15 protein-coding genes are annotated in these 18,277 nt (G+C 62.7%); all 15 read right to left on the reverse strand.

Annotated features, from left to right (window positions below; translation table 11 throughout):
* Positions 1-17: 17 nt before the first annotated feature.
* Complete coding sequence (lpxC, locus tag AC1D11_RS12530) at positions 18-941, reverse strand: UDP-3-O-acyl-N-acetylglucosamine deacetylase (RefSeq protein ID WP_477648685.1); 924 nt, start codon at positions 939-941, stop codon at positions 18-20.
* An 86-nt stretch (positions 942-1,027) separates the two neighbouring features.
* Positions 1,028-2,005 (reverse strand): dienelactone hydrolase family protein, encoded by a 978-nt coding sequence (locus AC1D11_RS12535; protein WP_477648684.1) that lies wholly within the window; start codon positions 2,003-2,005, stop codon positions 1,028-1,030.
* 92 nt (positions 2,006-2,097) lie between these two features.
* Complete coding sequence (gene ftsZ, locus AC1D11_RS12540; protein ID WP_457281095.1) at positions 2,098-3,327, reverse strand: cell division protein FtsZ; 1,230 nt, start codon at positions 3,325-3,327, stop codon at positions 2,098-2,100.
* A gap of 151 nt (positions 3,328-3,478) precedes the next feature.
* On the reverse strand, positions 3,479-4,708 hold the full coding sequence (gene ftsA / locus AC1D11_RS12545) for a cell division protein FtsA (protein WP_477648683.1): 1,230 nt from the start codon (positions 4,706-4,708) through the stop codon (positions 3,479-3,481).
* Between the two features lie 4 nt (positions 4,709-4,712).
* Positions 4,713-5,516 (reverse strand): cell division protein FtsQ/DivIB, encoded by an 804-nt coding sequence (locus tag AC1D11_RS12550; RefSeq protein ID WP_477648682.1) that lies wholly within the window; start codon positions 5,514-5,516, stop codon positions 4,713-4,715.
* Positions 5,513-6,490, reverse strand: a complete 978-nt coding sequence (locus AC1D11_RS12555) for a D-alanine--D-alanine ligase (RefSeq protein ID WP_477651448.1) — start codon at positions 6,488-6,490, stop codon at positions 5,513-5,515. Before AC1D11_RS12555 ends, AC1D11_RS12550 begins: the two co-directional genes overlap by 4 nt.
* A complete protein-coding gene (gene murC / locus AC1D11_RS12560; protein WP_477651243.1) occupies positions 6,487-7,920 on the reverse strand; it encodes a UDP-N-acetylmuramate--L-alanine ligase in 1,434 nt (477 codons plus the stop codon). The genes AC1D11_RS12555 and murC overlap by 4 nt, the downstream gene beginning before the upstream one ends.
* Positions 7,917-8,999, reverse strand: coding sequence for an undecaprenyldiphospho-muramoylpentapeptide beta-N-acetylglucosaminyltransferase (murG, locus tag AC1D11_RS12565; protein WP_477648679.1), 1,083 nt, complete (start codon positions 8,997-8,999; stop codon positions 7,917-7,919). The genes murC and murG overlap by 4 nt, the downstream gene beginning before the upstream one ends.
* A complete protein-coding gene (ftsW, locus tag AC1D11_RS12570; RefSeq protein ID WP_477648678.1) occupies positions 8,996-10,252 on the reverse strand; it encodes a putative lipid II flippase FtsW in 1,257 nt (418 codons plus the stop codon). Before ftsW ends, murG begins: the two co-directional genes overlap by 4 nt.
* Complete coding sequence (gene murD, locus AC1D11_RS12575; RefSeq protein WP_477648677.1) at positions 10,249-12,039, reverse strand: UDP-N-acetylmuramoyl-L-alanine--D-glutamate ligase; 1,791 nt, start codon at positions 12,037-12,039, stop codon at positions 10,249-10,251. The genes ftsW and murD overlap by 4 nt, the downstream gene beginning before the upstream one ends.
* A 5-nt stretch (positions 12,040-12,044) precedes the next feature.
* Complete coding sequence (gene mraY / locus AC1D11_RS12580; protein WP_477648676.1) at positions 12,045-13,223, reverse strand: phospho-N-acetylmuramoyl-pentapeptide-transferase; 1,179 nt, start codon at positions 13,221-13,223, stop codon at positions 12,045-12,047.
* Complete coding sequence (locus tag AC1D11_RS12585) at positions 13,213-14,622, reverse strand: UDP-N-acetylmuramoyl-tripeptide--D-alanyl-D-alanine ligase (protein ID WP_477648675.1); 1,410 nt, start codon at positions 14,620-14,622, stop codon at positions 13,213-13,215. The genes mraY and AC1D11_RS12585 overlap by 11 nt, the downstream gene beginning before the upstream one ends.
* Positions 14,619-16,112 carry a UDP-N-acetylmuramoyl-L-alanyl-D-glutamate--2,6-diaminopimelate ligase gene (locus AC1D11_RS12590; RefSeq protein WP_477648674.1) on the reverse strand — a complete coding sequence of 498 codons (1,494 nt, stop codon included), beginning with the start codon at positions 16,110-16,112 and terminating at the stop codon, positions 14,619-14,621. Before AC1D11_RS12590 ends, AC1D11_RS12585 begins: the two co-directional genes overlap by 4 nt.
* Entirely contained in the window at positions 16,109-17,842 is a 1,734-nt protein-coding gene (locus AC1D11_RS12595) for a peptidoglycan D,D-transpeptidase FtsI family protein (protein WP_477648673.1), read from the reverse strand. The genes AC1D11_RS12590 and AC1D11_RS12595 overlap by 4 nt, the downstream gene beginning before the upstream one ends.
* A complete protein-coding gene (ftsL, locus tag AC1D11_RS12600; protein WP_477648672.1) occupies positions 17,839-18,147 on the reverse strand; it encodes a cell division protein FtsL in 309 nt (102 codons plus the stop codon). Before ftsL ends, AC1D11_RS12595 begins: the two co-directional genes overlap by 4 nt.
* Positions 18,148-18,277 lie beyond the last annotated feature (130 nt).

Consider the following 18,277-nt stretch of genomic DNA (forward strand, 5'->3'; position numbering starts at 1 on the left):
GGCGTGTTCCGCCGGCCCTACCAGGCGCGCGCCAGCGTGGCGAAGCCTTGCGGTGCTTTTTTCTCGTCCTCGAAGGTGACGACTTCGTAAGCGTCCTGGTGCGACAGCAGCTCGCGCAGCAGCTTGTTGTTCATTGCGTGGCCGGAGCGAAATGCGCTGTAGGCGGCCAACAGCGGTTTGCCCAGCAAATAGAGGTCGCCCATGGCATCGAGGATCTTGTGCTTCACGAATTCGTCGTTGTAGCGCAGCCCGTCGCTGTTGAGCACCTTGTAGTCGTCCATGACGATGGCGTTGTCCAGCCCGCCGCCCAGCGCCAGGCCGTTGGCGCGCATCATTTCCACATCCTTGGTGAAGCCGAAGGTGCGGGCCCTCGCGATGTCGCGTGTGTAGGCGCCCGAGCCCATGTCGAACTCCACACGCTGACCGGTGGAGTCCACCGCAGGGTGGTCGAAATTAATTTCAAAACTGAGCTTGTAGCCTTCATAGGGGCTCAACCGCGCCCACTTGGCGTTGGCGCCCTCGCCTTCGCGCACTTCCACCGGCTTGATCACGCGGATAAATCGCTTGGGGGCGGCCTGCAGCGCGATGCCCGCCGATTGCAGTAAAAAAACAAACGACGAAGCTGAACCGTCCAGGATCGGCACTTCTTCGGCCGTGATATCAACATACAGGTTGTCGATGCCCAGACCCGCGCAGGCCGACATCAGGTGCTCAACGGTGTGCACCTTGGCGCTGCCGCTGGCGATCGTCGACGCCAGCCGCGTATCCGTCACCGCCTGCGCGGAAATAACGATGTCCACCGGCTGAGGCAAATCCACACGGCGAAACACAATACCGGTATCGGGCGCCGCCGGCCGCAATGTCAGTTCCACCCGCTGGCCGCTGTGCAGGCCCACGCCCACGGCTTTGGTCAGGGATTTAAGGGTACGTTGCTGAAGCATAGGAGTGATTTTAAGTGTTGCAGCCGATTGCCGCAGTTGGAGTCTTTGATGGCCACCATAGCCAAGGTGCTACAAGTCTTGCCCTGTTACAGGTGCTGCCTGAAGAATGCCGTCCAGTGCGGCACCGCGACAAAGCGATTCTTCCAGTAGCCCGTGTGGAAAACCTTGCTGACACATCGGGCCATCATGGCGTTGACGTCGTCGCCGGGCATGGTGATGCCGCTGTTAAGTTCGGTCACGCCCGACTCATCGACCAGAATATCGCATTTGGCATAGTGCGGCCCGAAGACATTGCGTTGCCGTTTGTAAGGCGCGTCGAAACTGTGGCCTTCGCCTTCCAGCACCACGATCTTCGCGTTCCCACCGCGCCCGTTCATCCAGCCCACGTGGCGTTCACAGTACCGGCTCGGGGTTTCGTCGTCCACTTCACCCGTGATGAAAAGAAATGGGGTATTCACGTAGGCGTCACGCCGGGCATTGCGGTAACCGCAGTAGCCATACAACCCCACCACCGCGTCGACGGGTTTGAGCTTGAAGTCGTCGGCGTACAAGCGCCGCATGTTGCGCTCAATCACTGCGTGGGCGAATTTCTGCTGCATCATGACCGCGGCACCGCCACCCTGCGACTCACCGATGCTGCCGACCTTCTCGAAACCGCGGCCGCGCAGCCAGCTGGCAGCTGCGAGGCTGTCAGTGGCCATGTTGAATTCGTTCCCGCCTTTGCGCGACGCCGCTGGATAGTCGTTGTGCGTCACATCGATGCCTCGAGGCTTCCAGTGATCAATTACCAGCGCTGCGAAACCCTCCTTCTGAAGGCTGTCCACATAATCGAACATGCGGCTGTCGATACCCTGCGATCCGTGCGAAATCAGCACCACCTTCGTCTGCCCGGGCTGGCTGAAGAGGTAGCCCTGGGCATGGAGTTTGTTGCAGACAAAGGGCGTCCCCGCACACACCATGCTGGGCCAACCCACCTTTTCGGCTGCCTCGACTCTGGCGGTCTGAGCGAGCGCAGGCTGCGCGGAAACAACAACCAGCGCGGCACAAAACCCTCGTATATTCATGGCGACCTCTTTTTCTGGAGACGCTCTGCGTTGCAAGGCCCAAAAAAGGGCGGACTGCCAGCCCGCCCCTTTCGCCCTGCCTTGCGGAAACCTCAGTCCGCCTGCTTGCGCAGGAAGGCCGGAATCTCGAAGTCGTCCATCCCGCCGGAGGCCAGGGCATCGACTTTTGCGGCCGCCTGCGTCCGGTTGGTACGCCACACGCTGGGAACCGACATGTTGCCGTAGTCAGGCTGTGCCGATCCCATGGCCGTCTGCGCCGTGCCGGCGCCATTGGCCGTTGTGTTCAGCGTCGGGACGTTGAACGGCACGTTGTCAGTACCCGTGCGCAGCACCTGCAGCGGCGGCGCATGGCGGCGCACGCCCTGGCGGGACAAGCCCGTTGCGACCACGGTCACACGGATGTCGTCGCCCAGCTCATCGTCGTAGGCCGTGCCGTAGATCACATGCGCATCGGGGGAAGCGTATGCGCGGATAGTGTTCATCGCAAGCTTTGATTCACTGAGCTTGAGCGAGCCCTTGGCCGCGGTGATCAGCACCAGCACGCCTTTGGCGCCCGACAGGTCAATGCCTTCCAGGAGCGGGCAGGCTACAGCCTGTTCGGCGGCGATGCGCGCACGATCAGGACCGTTGGCCTTGGCCGTTCCCATCATGGCCTTGCCGGGTTCACCCATCACGGTGCGCACGTCTTCAAAGTCGACGTTGACGTGGCCGGGCACGTTGATGATTTCGGCGATGCCGCCCACGGCGTTTTTCAGCACGTCGTTGGCATGCGCAAAAGCCTCATCCTGCGTGACGTCGTCGCCCAGCACTTCGAGCAGCTTTTCATTGAGCACCACGATCAATGAGTCAACGTTGGCTTCGAGTTCTGCCAGGCCGAGGTCGGCGTTGGTCATGCGGCGACCGCCTTCAAAATCAAACGGCTTGGTCACCACGCCGACCGTCAGGATGCCCATCTCCTTGGCCACGCGTGCGATCACGGGGGCCGCGCCGGTACCGGTACCGCCGCCCATGCCTGCGGTGATGAACAACATGTGCGCGCCGGCAATGGCGCTGCGAATATCGTCCACCGCCAGCTCTGCCGCATCGCGACCCTTGTCGGGCTTGCTGCCCGCGCCCAGACCGCTGGCGCCCAGCTGGATGGTCTTGTGCGCGCTGCCGCGGCTGAGTGCCTGCGCGTCAGTATTGGCGCAGATGAATTCGACGCCTTGCACGCCGCATTCGATCATGTGCCCCACAGCGTTGCCGCCACCGCCGCCCACGCCGATCACCTTGATCTGTGTGCCCTGGTTAAATTCTTCGATTTCAATCATTTCGATGCTCATTGGGAGCCTCCTAATCAATAAACTGCAGTTGCCAAAATTTTCAGAACGTTGTATTTATGTTTGACATGACAGGCTTACGCAGGGGGATCCGCCCCGCCTGAATGCATACAACGCGAGGGCCTGCCGATAAAAGTGGAATAGGTATTCATGATCAGAAATTCCCCACAAACCAGTCTTTGACCCGGCCGAATGCGTTGTGCACACTGCCTGCCTTTTGCGACACCTTGTAGCCCCGCATGCGCGCCAGCCGGGCTTCTTCGAGCAAGCCCATGACCGTGGCGGCGCGGGCCTGAGCCACCATGTCTGACAGCGCACTGTTGTAGCGCGGTATGCCCCGGCGAACCGGTTTGAGGAAAATGTCCTCGCCGAGCTCCACCATGCCGGGCATGACGGCACTGCCACCGGTAATGACGATGCCCGAAGACAACACCTCTTCGTAGCCCGACTCGCGGATCACCTGCTGGACCAGCGAGAAGATTTCCTCGATACGCGGCTCGATCACGCCCGCCAGTGCCTGCTTGCTCAGCATGCGCGGGCCGCGGTCGCCCAGGCCGGGCACCTCCACCTGCTGGTCCGGGTCAGCGAGCAATTGCTTGGCATAACCGCTTTCCACCTTGATATCTTCTGCGTCCTTGGTGGGTGTGCGCAAGGCCATGGCGATGTCGCTGGTGATGAGGTCACCGGCGATCGGGATCACCGCGGTGTGCCGGATGGCGCCACCGGTGAAGATGGCCACGTCGGTGGTGCCGGCACCGATATCGACCATCGCCACACCGAGCTCCTGCTCGTCCTGTGTCAACACGGCCAGGCTCGAAGCCAGCGGGTTGAGCATGAGCTGATCGACTTCAAGCCCGCAGCGCCGCACGCATTTGATGATGTTTTCAGCCGCGCTCTGGGCGCCCGTCACGATGTGCACCTTGGCTTCCAGGCGTATGCCGCTCATGCCGATGGGCTCGCGCACGTCCTGGCCGTCAATCACGAACTCCTGCGGCTCCACCAGCAGCAGACGCTGGTCGGTCGAGATGTTGATGGCCTTGGCCGTCTCGATCACGCGCGCCACGTCGGCCTGCGTGACTTCCTTGTCCTTGACCGCCACCATGCCGCTGGAGTTGATGCCGCGGATATGGCTGCCGGTGATACCGGTGTAGACACGGGCGATCTTGCAGTCGGCCATCAGTTCGGCCTCTTTCAGGGCCTGCTGGATGCTTTGCACCGTGGCGTCAATATTGACAACCACCCCGCGTTTGAGCCCGTTGCTCGCCGCGATGCCCAGGCCGGCAAGCTTGAGCTCTCCGCCCGGCATGACCTCGGCCACCACCGCCATGACCTTGCTGGTTCCGATGTCCAGCCCGACCACCAGATCTTTGTATTCCTTGGCCATATGTTTACCTTTTTTTCTTTCCGTCGTCTTTGTCAGCGGGGCTTCCCGTGGTGACACCCCTGAGCCTGATCGCATACCCGTTGCCGTAACGCAGATCGGCGGATTCCAGGTCCCGCCCGTACCGGGATGACACCTGTGTCACCGTGGCAATAAAGCGGCGGGTCCGCACCTGTATTTCGTCCAGCGACCCGTGCCCGAGCTCGATCACGGCGCCGCTGTCCAGCTGGGCACGCCAGCCACCCTGGTTGGTCATCTGCAATTGCTCCAGCGTGGCATCTGTTTCATCGAACATCGGCGCCAGCGCCTGGTAGGCCTGCAGTACCTGCGCCGCCTGACCCGGCGGCCCATTGAGCACCGGCAGGACTTCCGCCTCGACGTCGCCCTGATTGGCCTCAAACACTTCACCGAAGCTGTTGACGAGCCGGACATCGCCCTCAGCCCCCCAGAACGCCACCGGCTTGTGTTCCTGCAGCACCACCTTCAGCCGATTGGGAAATTCACGCTGCACCAGCGCCCTGCGCACCCAGGGAACGGACTCGAACACCGCGCGTGTGGCGCCCAGGTTCACCGTGAAAAAATTGCCGGACAACCTGGGCGCCACATTGGCCCGCAGCGTCACCGCGTTGTTGTGCGCCAGATCGCCCTCCACACGGATTGCGTTCAGGCTGAACAGGGACTGGCGCATGAGCCACGCCACAGCCAGTGACGCAACCATGGCGGCAAACGCCAGGCCCAGAACCACCGAGAAGGTGTTCATGAGCTTGACGTCCAGCGGCAAGGAAGGCGGCAGTGGCAGGGTTCTGCTCAAGCGGCGACTCCTCCGTGTTTTTGGTGATCGAGCGAAGCAGTCTTCAGCACTTCGATGCAAAGGTCTTCATACGAGATCCCGGCTGCACGGGCGGACATGGGCACCAGCGAATGCCCGGTCATGCCCGGCGACGTGTTGATCTCCAGCAGGTAGGGCTTGCGCGTGGCCTTGTCTACCATCACGTCGGCGCGGGCCCAACCGCGGCAATTGAGAATGCGAAAGGTGTCCAGCACAAGCTGTTGGATGACAGCCTCTTCGCCCTCGGGCAGCCCGCAGGGCACCAGGTACTGGGTGCTGTCGGTGAAGTATTTGTTCTGGTAGTCGTAGTTGCCGTCGGGCGCCACTATGCGGATGACCGGCAGTGCGCGCGCACCGGCACCGGTACCCAGCACCGGGCAGGTCACCTCGTCACCGCTGATGAATTGTTCGCACAGGACATCGGCATCGAGTTTTTCTGCCTGTGCCACGGCGCCGGCCATGGCGGAGCGTTCCGTCACCTTGGTCAGCCCGATCGATGAACCTTCGCGTGCCGGCTTGACGATCAACGGCAGGCCGAGCGCATCCGGCAAGGCGGCAATGTCGGCAGCGCCATAAGTGCCGCGGCGCAGCAGACGGTACTGAGGCGTCGGCAATCCTTCGGAAATCATCACGCGCTTGGTCATGACCTTGTCAATGGCCATGCTGGAAGCCATGACACCGGAACCGGTGTAGGGAATTCCCAGCAATTCGAGCGCGCCTTGCACCGTGCCATCCTCGCCGAAGCGTCCATGCAATGCAATGAAGCAACGCTCGAACCCGTCCTTCTTCAGCTCGCTCAGGTCGCGCTCGGCGGGATCGAAGGCGTGGGCATCCACGCCACGCGAACGAAGCGCTTTCAGTACCCCGTTACCAGACATCAGCGAGACTTCGCGCTCGGCCGACAGCCCGCCCATCAGGACGGCGACTTTTCCAAAATTCAACATGTCTGCTTTCATGTCCGGACCTCTCTGGAGCCTTCATGACCTGCCGGCTCCAGCATTTCTGCAACCCTTGCGGGCACCATGCCGATGGATCCGGCACCCATGCACATCACGACGTCCCCATCCAGCGTGTTGTCAAGGATGGCCTGCGGCATGGCATCGATCTCATCCACAAAGACAGGTTCTACCTTGCCGGCCACGCGCAAAGCCCGCGCCAGCGAGCGTCCGTCTGCCGCCACGATGGGCGCTTCACCGGCGGCATATACCTCGGAGAGCAGCACCGCATCGGCGTTGCCGATGACCTTGACGAAATCTTCGAAACAGTCACGTGTGCGGGTGTAGCGGTGCGGCTGGAAGGCCAGCACCAGTCGCCGTCCGGGGAAGGCGCCGCGCGCGGCAGCCAGCGTCGCGGCCATTTCCACCGGGTGATGGCCATAGTCTTCGATCACGGTGAAATGTCCGCCGCCCTTGGCCGGCATGTCCCCGTAACTCTGGAAGCGCCGTCCGACGCCCCGGAATTCAGCCAGCGCTTTCTGTACTGCCGCGTCGGGCACGTTGAGCTCAACGGCAATGGCAATGGCCGACAGGGCATTGAGCACGTTGTGCTCGCCGGCCAGATTGAGCACCACGTCCATGTCTGGCAAGGTCACGCCATTGCGGCGCTGTGCCGTGAAATGCATCTGTGCGCCCACTGGCCGCACGTTGACGGCGCGCACCTGCGCATCTTCGCCGAAACCATAACTGGTAATGGGGCAGGAAACCTGCGGCACGATGTCGCGCACGGCCGGGTCGTCGGTGCACAGGATCGCCGTACCGTAAAAAGGCATGCGGTGCAGGAAGTCGACAAAAGCTTTCTTGAGGTTGCCGAAATCGTGACCGTAAGTCTCCATGTGGTCAGCGTCGATGTTGGTGACGACCGCCATCACGGGCAGCAGGTTCAGGAACGAGGCGTCCGATTCGTCGGCCTCGACCACGATGTAGTCGCCCGAGCCGAGCTTGGCGTTGGCGCCAGCGCTGTTGAGGCGCCCGCCGATCACAAAGGTCGGGTCCAGGCCGCCCTCGGCCAGCACGCTGGCGACCAGGCTGGTGGTGGTAGTTTTGCCATGCGTCCCGGCAATCGCGATGCCCTGCTTCAGGCGCATCAGTTCGGCCAGCATCAGCGCGCGCGGCACCACGGGAATGCGTTTTTCACGCGCCGCCAGCACCTCGGGGTTGTCGGCCTGCACGGCGGTGGATGTCACCACGGCGTCGACCATCTCAAGGTTGCCGGCGGTGTGGCCGACGAAGGTCTTGATGCCGAGCTTGCCCAGGCGCCGCAGCGTTGGGCTGTCTGACAGGTCAGACCCCGAAATGACGTATCCCAGGTTGTGCAGCACCTCTGCAATGCCTGACATGCCGGCGCCGCCCAGACCGATGAAGTGAATGTTTTTGATGGCGTGTTTCATGTCGCCAGCTCCTCGCAAGCGGCCACCACGCGGGCCGTGGCTTCAGTTTTTTGCATGCTTTTGGCCTGTAAGGCACTCTGGACGAGCGCAAGCCGCTCTGTTTTTTGTAGCATTTCTGCCAGCATTCCGGCGCTGAGGTCGCGCTGCTGGACCAGCCATCCACCGCCCTGGTCGACCAGGAACTTCGCGTTGACTGTCTGGTGGTCGTCGACCGCCGCGGGAAAAGGCACAAACAGTGCCGCAGCGCCTACAGCAGCGATTTCCGTGACCGTACTGGCGCCGGCGCGGCAAATGACCAGGTCGGCATCGGCGAAGGCCTTCGCGGTGTCTTCAATAAAAGGCGTGAGCTCGGCCGACACGCCAGCCGCTGCATAGTTGGCGCGCAATTCCTCAATCTGCAGCGCGCCGCTTTGGTGGAGAACATGTGGTCGTTCTGCCTCAGGGATCAGTGCGAGGGCTTTGGGCACCAGCTCGTTCAACCCCCGGGCACCCAGGCTTCCGCCGACCACCAGCAGTTTCAGCGGACCGCTGCGTCCGGCAAAGCGCTCTTGCGGGCCGGGCTGCCGGGTAAATGCTGGCCGCAGGGGGTTGCCTATCCATTCGGCTTTGGGCAACACGCCCGGAAATGCGGTGAAGACGCGGTCAGCCACATTCGCCAGCACCTTGTTGACCATACCCGCCACCGAATTCTGCTCGTGCAGAATCAGGGGCTTACCCAACAGCACGCTCATCATCCCGGCCGGAAAACTGATGTAGCCGCCCAGGCCGACCACCACATCGGGCTTGACGCGGCGTACCACCTGGATGCTTTGCCAAAACGCCTTGAGCAGGCGCAGGGGCAAGAATGCCAGCGTGACCGGCCCTTTGCCCCGCACACCGGAAAAATCAATCGATTCGAAGGGAAAACCGCGGGGCGGCACCAGCTGGCTTTCCATGCTGGAGCGGACGGCGCTGCCACGCCCGCCCAGCCAGTGCACCCGCCAGCCGCGCTCCCGCAGGGCCTCAGCCACGGCCAGGCCCGGAAAGATGTGCCCGCCCGTTCCTCCGGCCATCACCAAAGCACAGTGTTGCTTGCTCATGCGCGGCCTCCTCTCATGAGCAGGCGATTCTCATAGTCAATCCTCAGCACCACGGCCAAAGAAATCAGGTTCATCAGAATCGCCGAACCGCCATAACTCATCAGCGGCAATGTGAGGCCCTTGGTTGGCAGTGCACCGAGGTTCACGCCAATGTTGATGAAGGTCTGGAAACCTATCCAGATGCCCACGCCTTGCGCCACCAGACCGGCAAACAGGCGGTCCAGGGCAATCGACTGGCGACCGATGTGCATGATGCGGCGGGTCATCCACATGAACATGCCGATCACCGCCAGCACGCCCAGCAATCCAAACTCCTCGCCGATCACAGCCATCAGGAAGTCGGTGTGCGCTTCGGGCAGCCAATGCAGTTTCTCAATGCTGCCGCCCAGGCCCACACCGAAAATCTCGCCGCGGCCGAAGGCAATCAGGGAGTGGGAGAGCTGGTAACCCTTGCCCATGGAGTATTTGTCGCTCCACGGGTCGAGATAGGCAAAGATGCGTTCACGCCGCCATTCGCTGAGCATCACCATCAGGCTGAAGGCAACCACCACTACAGCCGCGATGACAAAGAACATGCGGGCGTTGACACCGCCCAGGAAGAGAATGCCCATCGCAATGACCGAGATCACCATGAACGCGCCCATGTCGGGTTCGGCCAGCAATAGCAATCCGACAATTGCTATGGCCACAGCCATGGGCATCACCGCGCGGAAGAAGCGCTCTTTCACTTCCATCTTGCGGACCATGTAATCGGCCGCATAGAGAAGCACCGCGAATTTCGCCAGCTCTGAAGGCTGAAAGTTCATGATGCCCAGCGAAATCCAGCGGCGGGCGCCATTCACGCCTTTTCCGATAAAGGGCACCAGGACCAATATCAGCAGCAGCAGCGAGAGGACAAACAGCCAGGGCGCCAGTTTTTCCCACGTGGCCAGCGGCACCTGGAATGCCAGGACGGCGACGACGAGAGCCACCACCAGCGACAACACATGGCGCAGCAGGAAATGGGTATGCGCATAGCGCGCGAATTTGGGGTTGTCGGGCATGGCCACGGAGGCCGAATACACCATCACAAGGCCCCACATCAACAAGGCCACAGTGACCCACAGCAGCGCCTGGTCAAAACCGGCCATGCGAACAGGAGGTGCGGCCAGCGTCTGTGGCCGGCTGTGTCCGGCAAGCCGCACGGGAAGGACTTCCGACGCGGCCTTGCCGAAACCGGAGAACCAGCCAAAAAAGCGCACAACAGCCGTCACAGCACATGCCCCTGTTCTTGCGCCAGCGCCTGCACGGCTTCGCAAAAGACCTTGGCCCGGTGCTCGTAGTTGTCGAACATGTCGAAGCTGGCACAGGCCGGCGACATCAGGACGGCGTCACCGGTCTGCGCCTGCTTCGCGGCCTGCGTGACCGCTTCTTCCATCGAGGCGGCATCAAATGTCGGGATATTGCGCGGCAAGGCTTCCTTGATCAAGGGCGCATCCCGCCCTATCAGCACCACAGCGCGGACATGACGCTGCACCGGGTCGGCCAGCGGTGAGAAGTCCTGCCCCTTGCCTTCGCCGCCCAGAATGAGCACCAGTTTGCGCTCGACGCCCAACCCTGTAAGCGCTGCCACGGTGGCGCCCACGTTGGTGCCCTTGCTGTCGTCGAAGTACTCGACATCATTGACGACGGCCACCGATTCCACGCGATGCGGCTCACCGCGGTATTCGCGCAGGCCGTGCAGCATGGGGGCCAAATTGCAGCCTGCAGCCACGGCCAGGCCCAGTGCCGCCAGGGCGTTGGTGGCGTTGTGCCGCCCGCGTATGCGAAGGGCTTCAATCGGCATCAGGCGCTGCACATGCAGCTCCACCTCTTCGTCCTTGCGACGCTTGATGGTTTCGTCCGCCTCGGCCGCGCGCACCAGCCAGGTCATGCCATTGACGGTTTCGATGCCGTAGTCGCCGGGGCGCTGCGGCTCGCCGGCACCGAAGGTCGCATGGGCACGCACTTGTGGCGGCTTCAGGCGCACCTTGACGGGCGGCGGCAGCATGGCCATCACGCGAGCGTCATCGCGATTGAGCAGCATGAAGGTGCTGGCACCGAAGATCCTGGCTTTCGCCGCGACGTAGGCGTCCATGTCGCCGTGCCAGTCCAGATGGTCCTGCGTGATGTTGAGCACCACGGCGGCCGTTGGCTCAAAGCCCTGCACGTCGGCGAGCTGGAAACTGGACAGCTCCAGCACCCAGACTTGCGGCAGGGTTTGCGCATCCATATGGGCCGACAGCGTGTCGAGCAGCGTCGGGCCTATGTTGCCAGCCACGGCCACGGTTTTTCCGGCGCGCTGCACCAGTTGGCCCAGCAGCGAAGTCACCGTGGTTTTACCGTTGGTTCCCGTGATGGCCAGCACTGCGGGACGGTAGCCTGGCACGGGTTCGATTTGCACCAGGGCCAGCAGAGCCGCGGGCAGTGTGGCATCTTCACCGGCCTCGTCTGGAACCGGCGCGTCGTCCGTGGCATCCGGTGCGGCAATGACCGTCTCTTGCATGTCGCCTGAAGCGTCGGCCGCCACAGCGGCCTGGTCTTCGGGTGAATCAGCGACATCGGCTACAGCGGCTTCGTCAACAGCTTCGGGCACGTCGGGCAAGCGCACTTCAGCCGTTGGTTCGGCAGATGCAGCAGCCAGGCCGGATTCCTCGATTGCCTCAACGGCCGGTGGCTCGCGTAGATCCGCCAAAGCCCGCGCGAACAAATCCAGCTCCCCACCCACAGGCAATCCCATGGCGCGCGCGGCATCAGCCACGGGCGCGATGGTCTCGGGCGTCAGGCCGGGCGAGCGATAGACGGCGCGCACGGACGTGCCCTGCACCAGTTCGGGCGTGAAGGCGCCACTTAAAAATTCCACGCCCGGAAGTTCTTCGCGCAAGGTGGCGAGTAAGGGCGGCGCTTCACGCGTGTCGGCGACCGTCACGTGCGCCCCGTGGCGCGCGCACCAGCGCGCCATGGCGAGGCCGGACGCACCCAGGCCCAGAATCAACACGGTTTGGTCTTGTAAATGCCGCATGCCTGTTACCTGAGCTTCAAGGTGGAAAGGCCGACAAGGCACAACAGCATGGTGATGATCCAGAAACGCACGACCACCTGAGTTTCTTTCCAGCCGCTTTTCTCGAAGTGATGGTGCAGCGGCGCCATCTTGAGGATGCGGCGGCCTTCGCCGTAGCGTTTCTTGGTGTACTTGAACCAGGTCACCTGCATCATCACGGAGAGGGCTTCGACGACAAAGATGCCGCCCATGATGGCCAGCACGATTTCCTGGCGCACGATGACCGCGATGGTGCCCAGCGCGGCACCCAGCGCCAGCGCGCCCACGTCGCCCATGAAGACCTGGGCCGGGTGCGTGTTGAACCAGAGGAACGCCAGGCCGGCGCCTGCCATGGCCGAACAGAAAATGAGCAGTTCGCCGGAACCCGGAATGTGCGGAAAGAAAAGGTATTTGGAATAGACCGAGCTGCCGGTCACGTAGGCGAATACACCCAGCGCGGAGCCCACCATGACCACGGGCATGATGGCGAGGCCGTCCAGCCCGTCGGTGAAATTGACGGCATTGCTCGAACCCACGATCACGAGGTAGGTCAGGATCACAAACCCGAACACACCCAGCGGGTAACTGATTTCCTTGACAAAAGGCACGAGCAACCCGGCCTTGGGCGGCAGGTTCACATCAAAGCCCGACTGCACCCAGCTGAAGAACAACTCCAGCACCCTCATGTTGGAGCTTTCAGAAATGCTGAACACCAGGTAGAGCGCTGCCACCAGGCCGATAATGGACTGCCAGAGGAACTTCTCGCGCGAGCGCATGCCTTCCGGGTCCTTGAGGACGACCTTGCGCCAGTCGTCTGCCCAGCCTATGGCGCCAAAGCCCAACGTGACGATGAGGACGATCCAGACGAAACGGTTGGACAAATCGAACCACAGCAACGTGGAAATTCCGATGGACAGCAGGATCAGCACACCGCCCATGGTGGGCGTGCCGCTCTTGCTCAAATGGGTCTGCATTGCGTATTCCCGAATCGGCTGCCCGATCTTCAGCGAGATCAGCCGCCGGATCACAAAGGGGCCGGCCAGCAGACCGATCAGCAGTGCTGTGAGCGCGGCCATGACTGCACGGAACGTCAGGTACTGGAACACCCTGAAGGACCCGAATTCGGGGGAGATTGACTGAAGCCACTGGGCCAGACTAAGCAGCATGGGGCTCGTCCTTCTGAAGTTGTTGATGTTGTTTTTGATCTTGCGCCTTGGCCGTGATGGCCTGGACCACGCGTTCCATCTTCATGAAGCGCGAACCCTTGACCAGCAAGCTGCCGGTGTGAGGCAGCTCGGCCAGCACGGCGGCAGCGAGTTCGTCCATGTCGCCGAAAATCTGCGCGCCGCCGAAACCGGCCGCGGCATGCTTTGACTGCTCGCCCAATGTGAACAATTTTTCAATACCCAGCGCGCGTGCATGGCGCCCGGCTTCATCGTGGAACTGCGGTCCCTGGTTGCCGACCTCGCCCATATCGCCCATCACCATCAGGCGCGGGCCGGGCAGTTCGGCGAGGACCTCCAGCGCGGCGCGCATGGAGTCGGGATTGGCGTTGTAGCTGTCGTCGACCAGCGTCAACACCCGGCCCGGCAGGGCCACGCCGATGGCACGGGAACGGCCCTTGACCGGCACAAAAGCCGTGAGGCCCACGGAGACGGATGCCAAGGGAACGCCCGCTGCCAGGGCGCAAGCCGCGGCGGCCAGGGCGTTCTTGACGTTGTGCCGGCCGGCGATGTGCAGAGAGAAATCGGTGTTGCCCGCCGGGGTCGTAGCCACCACCTTCCAGCAGCCGCCCTCCCATTGCGCGGTGCCTGTGATATCGGCGGCGCCCGAGAGAGCGAAGGTCAGCACCTTGCGCTTGCCGACCAGCTCACGCCACAGCGGGGTGTAGTCGTCGTCGGCCGGAAAGACCGCCGTGCCGCCCGCATCCAGCGACGCGAATACCGAGCCGTTTTCGCGCGCCACCGCTTCCACCGTGGCCATGAATTCCAGATGTTCGCGCTGCGCATTGTTCACCAGCGCGACGGTAGGCCTGGTAATTTCGGCCAGATAGGCAATCTCGCCCGGGTGGTTCATACCCAGCTCAACCACCCCCACTTCGTGCGCGGCCGACAGGCGCAACAGCGTGAGCGGCACACCGATGTCGTTGTTCAGGTTACCTTCAGTGGCGAAGGCCTTGTCGGCCTTCCAGGCGCGCAAGATGGCCGCGATCATTTGCGTGACGGTGGTTTTCCCGTTGCTGCCCGTCACCGCCACCAGTGGCAGACGGAACTGGGAGCGCCAACCGGCAGCCAGTTGACCCAGCGCCACGCGCGTGTCGGGCACTTCCAGCCCCGGCAGGCCGGCTTGCGCCAGGCCATGATGGGCAATCGCCGCGACTGCGCCCCGTGCCTTGGCTTGTGCGAGGAAATCATGGGCATCGAAGCGGTCGCCCTTGAGCGCCACAAAGAGGTCGCCCGCCTGCAAGCTGCGCGTGTCGGTGTTGACCCGCAAGGCCTGAACGCCGCCGCCACCCACGAGGCGAGCAGCGGGTAACCAGCCCAAGGCCTGCTGCAGGCGCATCATGGCCGGCCCTCCTGCTTGGGCGAAGCCAGGGCGTCGAGCGCCGCCTGCGCATGCTCGCGGTCGGAGAAGGGAAGCTTTACACCGCCCACTTCCTGAAAACTTTCGTGGCCCTTGCCTGCCAGCAGCACAATGTCTTCGGGGCGGGCCAGGCTCAAGGCGTGCGTGATGGCGGCTGACCGGTCGGCCTGAACGTGCACGGCATCGCGGTGGCTCAGGCCCAGCAAGACCTGGCAGATGATGCCCAGCGGATTCTCGCTGCGCGGGTTGTCGCTGGTCACAACCACCTGGTCGGCATTTTTTTCGGCTACGGCTGCCATCAACGGACGCTTGGTGGTGTCGCGGTCACCACCGCAACCGAACACGCACCAGAGCTGTCCATTGCGGTGTGCCGCTGCCGGCCGCAGCGCGAGCAGCACCTTTTCAAGAGCGTCGGGCGTGTGGGCGTAATCGATCACCACCAGCGGCCGGCCCGGGACGGCCAGCGTCTCGGTGCGCCCGGGCACGGGCAGCAGGCCGGCACAGGCCTTGACCGCATCGGCCAGCGACACACCCATGGCGCGCAGGGCCGCGAGCACACCGAGCAGGTTGGACACGTTGTACTGGCCCACCAGTCGGGCAGCCAGCGTATGGCTTTCGGCACCCTCCGTCACCTCAAAGCTCAAGGCATCAGTGCCATGCTCGATCTTGCGCGCCTGCAAGCGCGCCGGCTCCGCACAGGACACCGTCCAGAGGTCCAGGCCGCTCCCCGCGAGCGACTCCTTCAGTTCTGCACCCTTGGCGTCGTCAATATTGATGACCGCCGCCTTGAGACCCGGGCAGCCGAACAGCGCGGCCTTGGCCTCCCAGTAGGCTTGCATGGAAGCGTGGTAGTCGAGGTGGTCCTGCGTGAAATTGGTAAAAATCGCAACTTCAATGGCGGTCGCGTCCAGGCGGTGTTCGACCACGCCGATGGAGGAGGCCTCCAGCGCGCAGGCGACAAAGCCCTGGTCAACGAAGCGCCGAAGCTCCTGTTGCAACAGCACCGGGTCGGGCGTCGTCAGGCCGTTGGAAACCATGGCACCAGGCTCACCTATGCCCAGCGTGCCAATGACGCCGCATTTGTGACCCAGCCGGCCCAGAGCCTGCGCCAGCCACCAGGCGGTGGAGGTCTTGCCGTTAGTGCCGGTCACAGCGGAAACCCGCAACTGCCGGCTAGGTTGGTTGAAGTAGACGGCGGCGATAGGCCCGGTCGCGGCCTTGAGACCGGCGTATTCGGCAATCTTTTCGTCATGGAAACCGAAGGCGGCCGCGCCTTCCTGCTCGACCAGACAGGCAGCAGCACCCGCATTCAATGCGCTGCCCACAAACTTGCGCCCGTCGGTCGCGGCACCGGGCCAGGCGATAAAGCCGTCGCCCGGAGTCAGCCTGCGGCTGTCCGTGTGCAAGCTGCCGCTCACGCGCTCACGCAGCCAGCCGGCGGCTTGTTCAGGGGTGTGGAGCTGTGCGCTCAAAACGACTCCTCCACGGCCTGGGTGGTGATTTGGGGCTTGACGCTCATGTCAGGCTGCACGCCCATCATGCGAAGCGTTTGCTGCACCACCTCGCTGAAGACAGGTGCAGCGGCCACGCCACCAAAGTAATTGCCGTCACTGGGCTCATCGATCATTACGCCAACGATGATGCGCGGGGCCTCGATAGGCGCCATGCCTGTAAACCATGCGCGGTATTTGTTGGTGGCATAACCTTTGCCGACCTGCTTGTGCGCCGTTCCCGATTTGCCGCCTACCGAATAACCCACCGTTTGCGCCAACGGGCCAGTACCACCGGGTGCGGCGGCCATTTGCAGCATCCGGCGAACGGCATGCGCGTTCTCTGCGGAAAAGACCTGTACACCCACGGCGGGCTCGCTGCTTTTGAGCATGGTGGCGGGAATGATCTGGCCGTCATGCGCGAAGGCAGTGTAGGAGTGCGCCATCTGGAACAGCGAGGCCGACAGCCCGTAACCATAGGCCATGGTCGCCTGCTCGACAGGTCGCCAGGTCTTCCAGGGCCGCACACGTCCGGTAACCGCGCCTGGGAACTGGATCTGCGGCTTTTGCCCATAACCCAGTGCCATGTAGGTCTCCCACATTTCCTGCGGACTCATCTTTTGTGCGATCTTCAGCGCGCCGACGTTGCTGGATTTCTGGATGACGCCTTCAACCGTCAGCGTGCCGTAGTTGTGCGTATCGCTGATGGTGAAGCCGCCAATGTTGTAGCGGCCGGGCCCGGTTTCGATGATGGTTTGCGGCTTGATGCGTCCGGCCTCGAGCGCCATGGCGACCGTGATCGGCTTCATGGTGGAGCCGGGCTCGAATGTGTCGGTCAGGGCACGGTTGCGCAGCTGTTCACCGGTCAGGTTTTTCCGCTTGTCGGGCACGTAGCTGGGATAGTTCGCCAGGGCCAACACCTCGCCGGTCGTAGAGTCCAGCACAACGACGCTGCCGGCCTTCGCCTTGCGCGCGATGACCGCGTCACGCAACTTCTGGTACGCGAAGAATTGCACCTTGCTGTCAATACTGAGCTGAATGTCTTTGCCTTCGACCGGATGCACCTGCTCGCCGACATCTTCGACGACGCGGCCCAGGCGGTCCTTGATCACGCGGCGTGATCCCGCCTTTCCGGCCAGGTCCTTGTTGAAGGTCAGCTCAATGCCTTCCTGGCCACGATCCTCGACATTGGTAAAACCCACCACATGGGCCACAGTTTCACCTTCCGGATACTGGCGCTTGTATTCCTTGCGTTGGTAAATTCCCTTAATGCCCAACGCGTGAATTTTTTGCGCAACAGGCTCATCAACCTGGCGCTTGATCCAGACAAAGGTCTTGTCCTCTTCGCCCAACTTTTTGTTGAGTTCAGCCAATGGCATTTCCAGCAGTCTGGCCAGTTCCGCCAGTTGCGTCTTGCTCGCCTCGACATCTTCCGGAATGGCCCAGATGCTGGGCGCCGGCACGCTGGAAGCGAGGATCAATCCGTTGCGGTCAAGGATGCGGCCGCGATTGGCAGGCAGCTCCAGCGTACGCGCAAATCGCACTTCGCCCTGGCGCTGGAAAAACTCATTGCCGAAAATCTGGATGTAAGCAGCCCGCCCCGCCAGCCCGGCAAAAGCCAGCGCTACGCCGGCCACAATGAATTTACTGCGCCAGACGGGCGTTTTGCTGGCCAGCAAAGGGCTCGACGAGTAAAGCACGCTGCGGCTCATGGCTTGACACCCCCCGGTGCCGACGCCGGTGCCACAGGCTCGTCCTTGTAGGTCACGTATTGCGTGATGGCAGGCGTCACCGTGCGCATCTGCAGGCGCTCTTTGGCCAGCTTCTCCACTTTCAGGGGGGTAGCCTGCGCGCGCTTTTCCACCTGCAGGCGCTCGTTGTCTGTTTCGATTTTCCGGCTCTCCGCTGCCGCTTTTTCAAGCTCGACATAAAGGCGGCGCGATTCGTATTGGGTGCGTACAAGATATAGCGCGCTGGCCAACACTGCGAGCAGCAGCACAATGTTCAGTCTGGCCATGATATGACCCCCACGCTTGTCGCTTCGCGTACTGCGCTGCCCCCCGAGGGGGCCGCTGCGCCTGCGGCCCGGCAAAGCCGGTTCCGCGGCCCCGGCTGGCATGAAATGCCTGTCGCCCTTTGTAGGCCCC

The sequence above is a fragment of the Polaromonas sp. P1_E11 genome, from assembly GCF_056405995.1.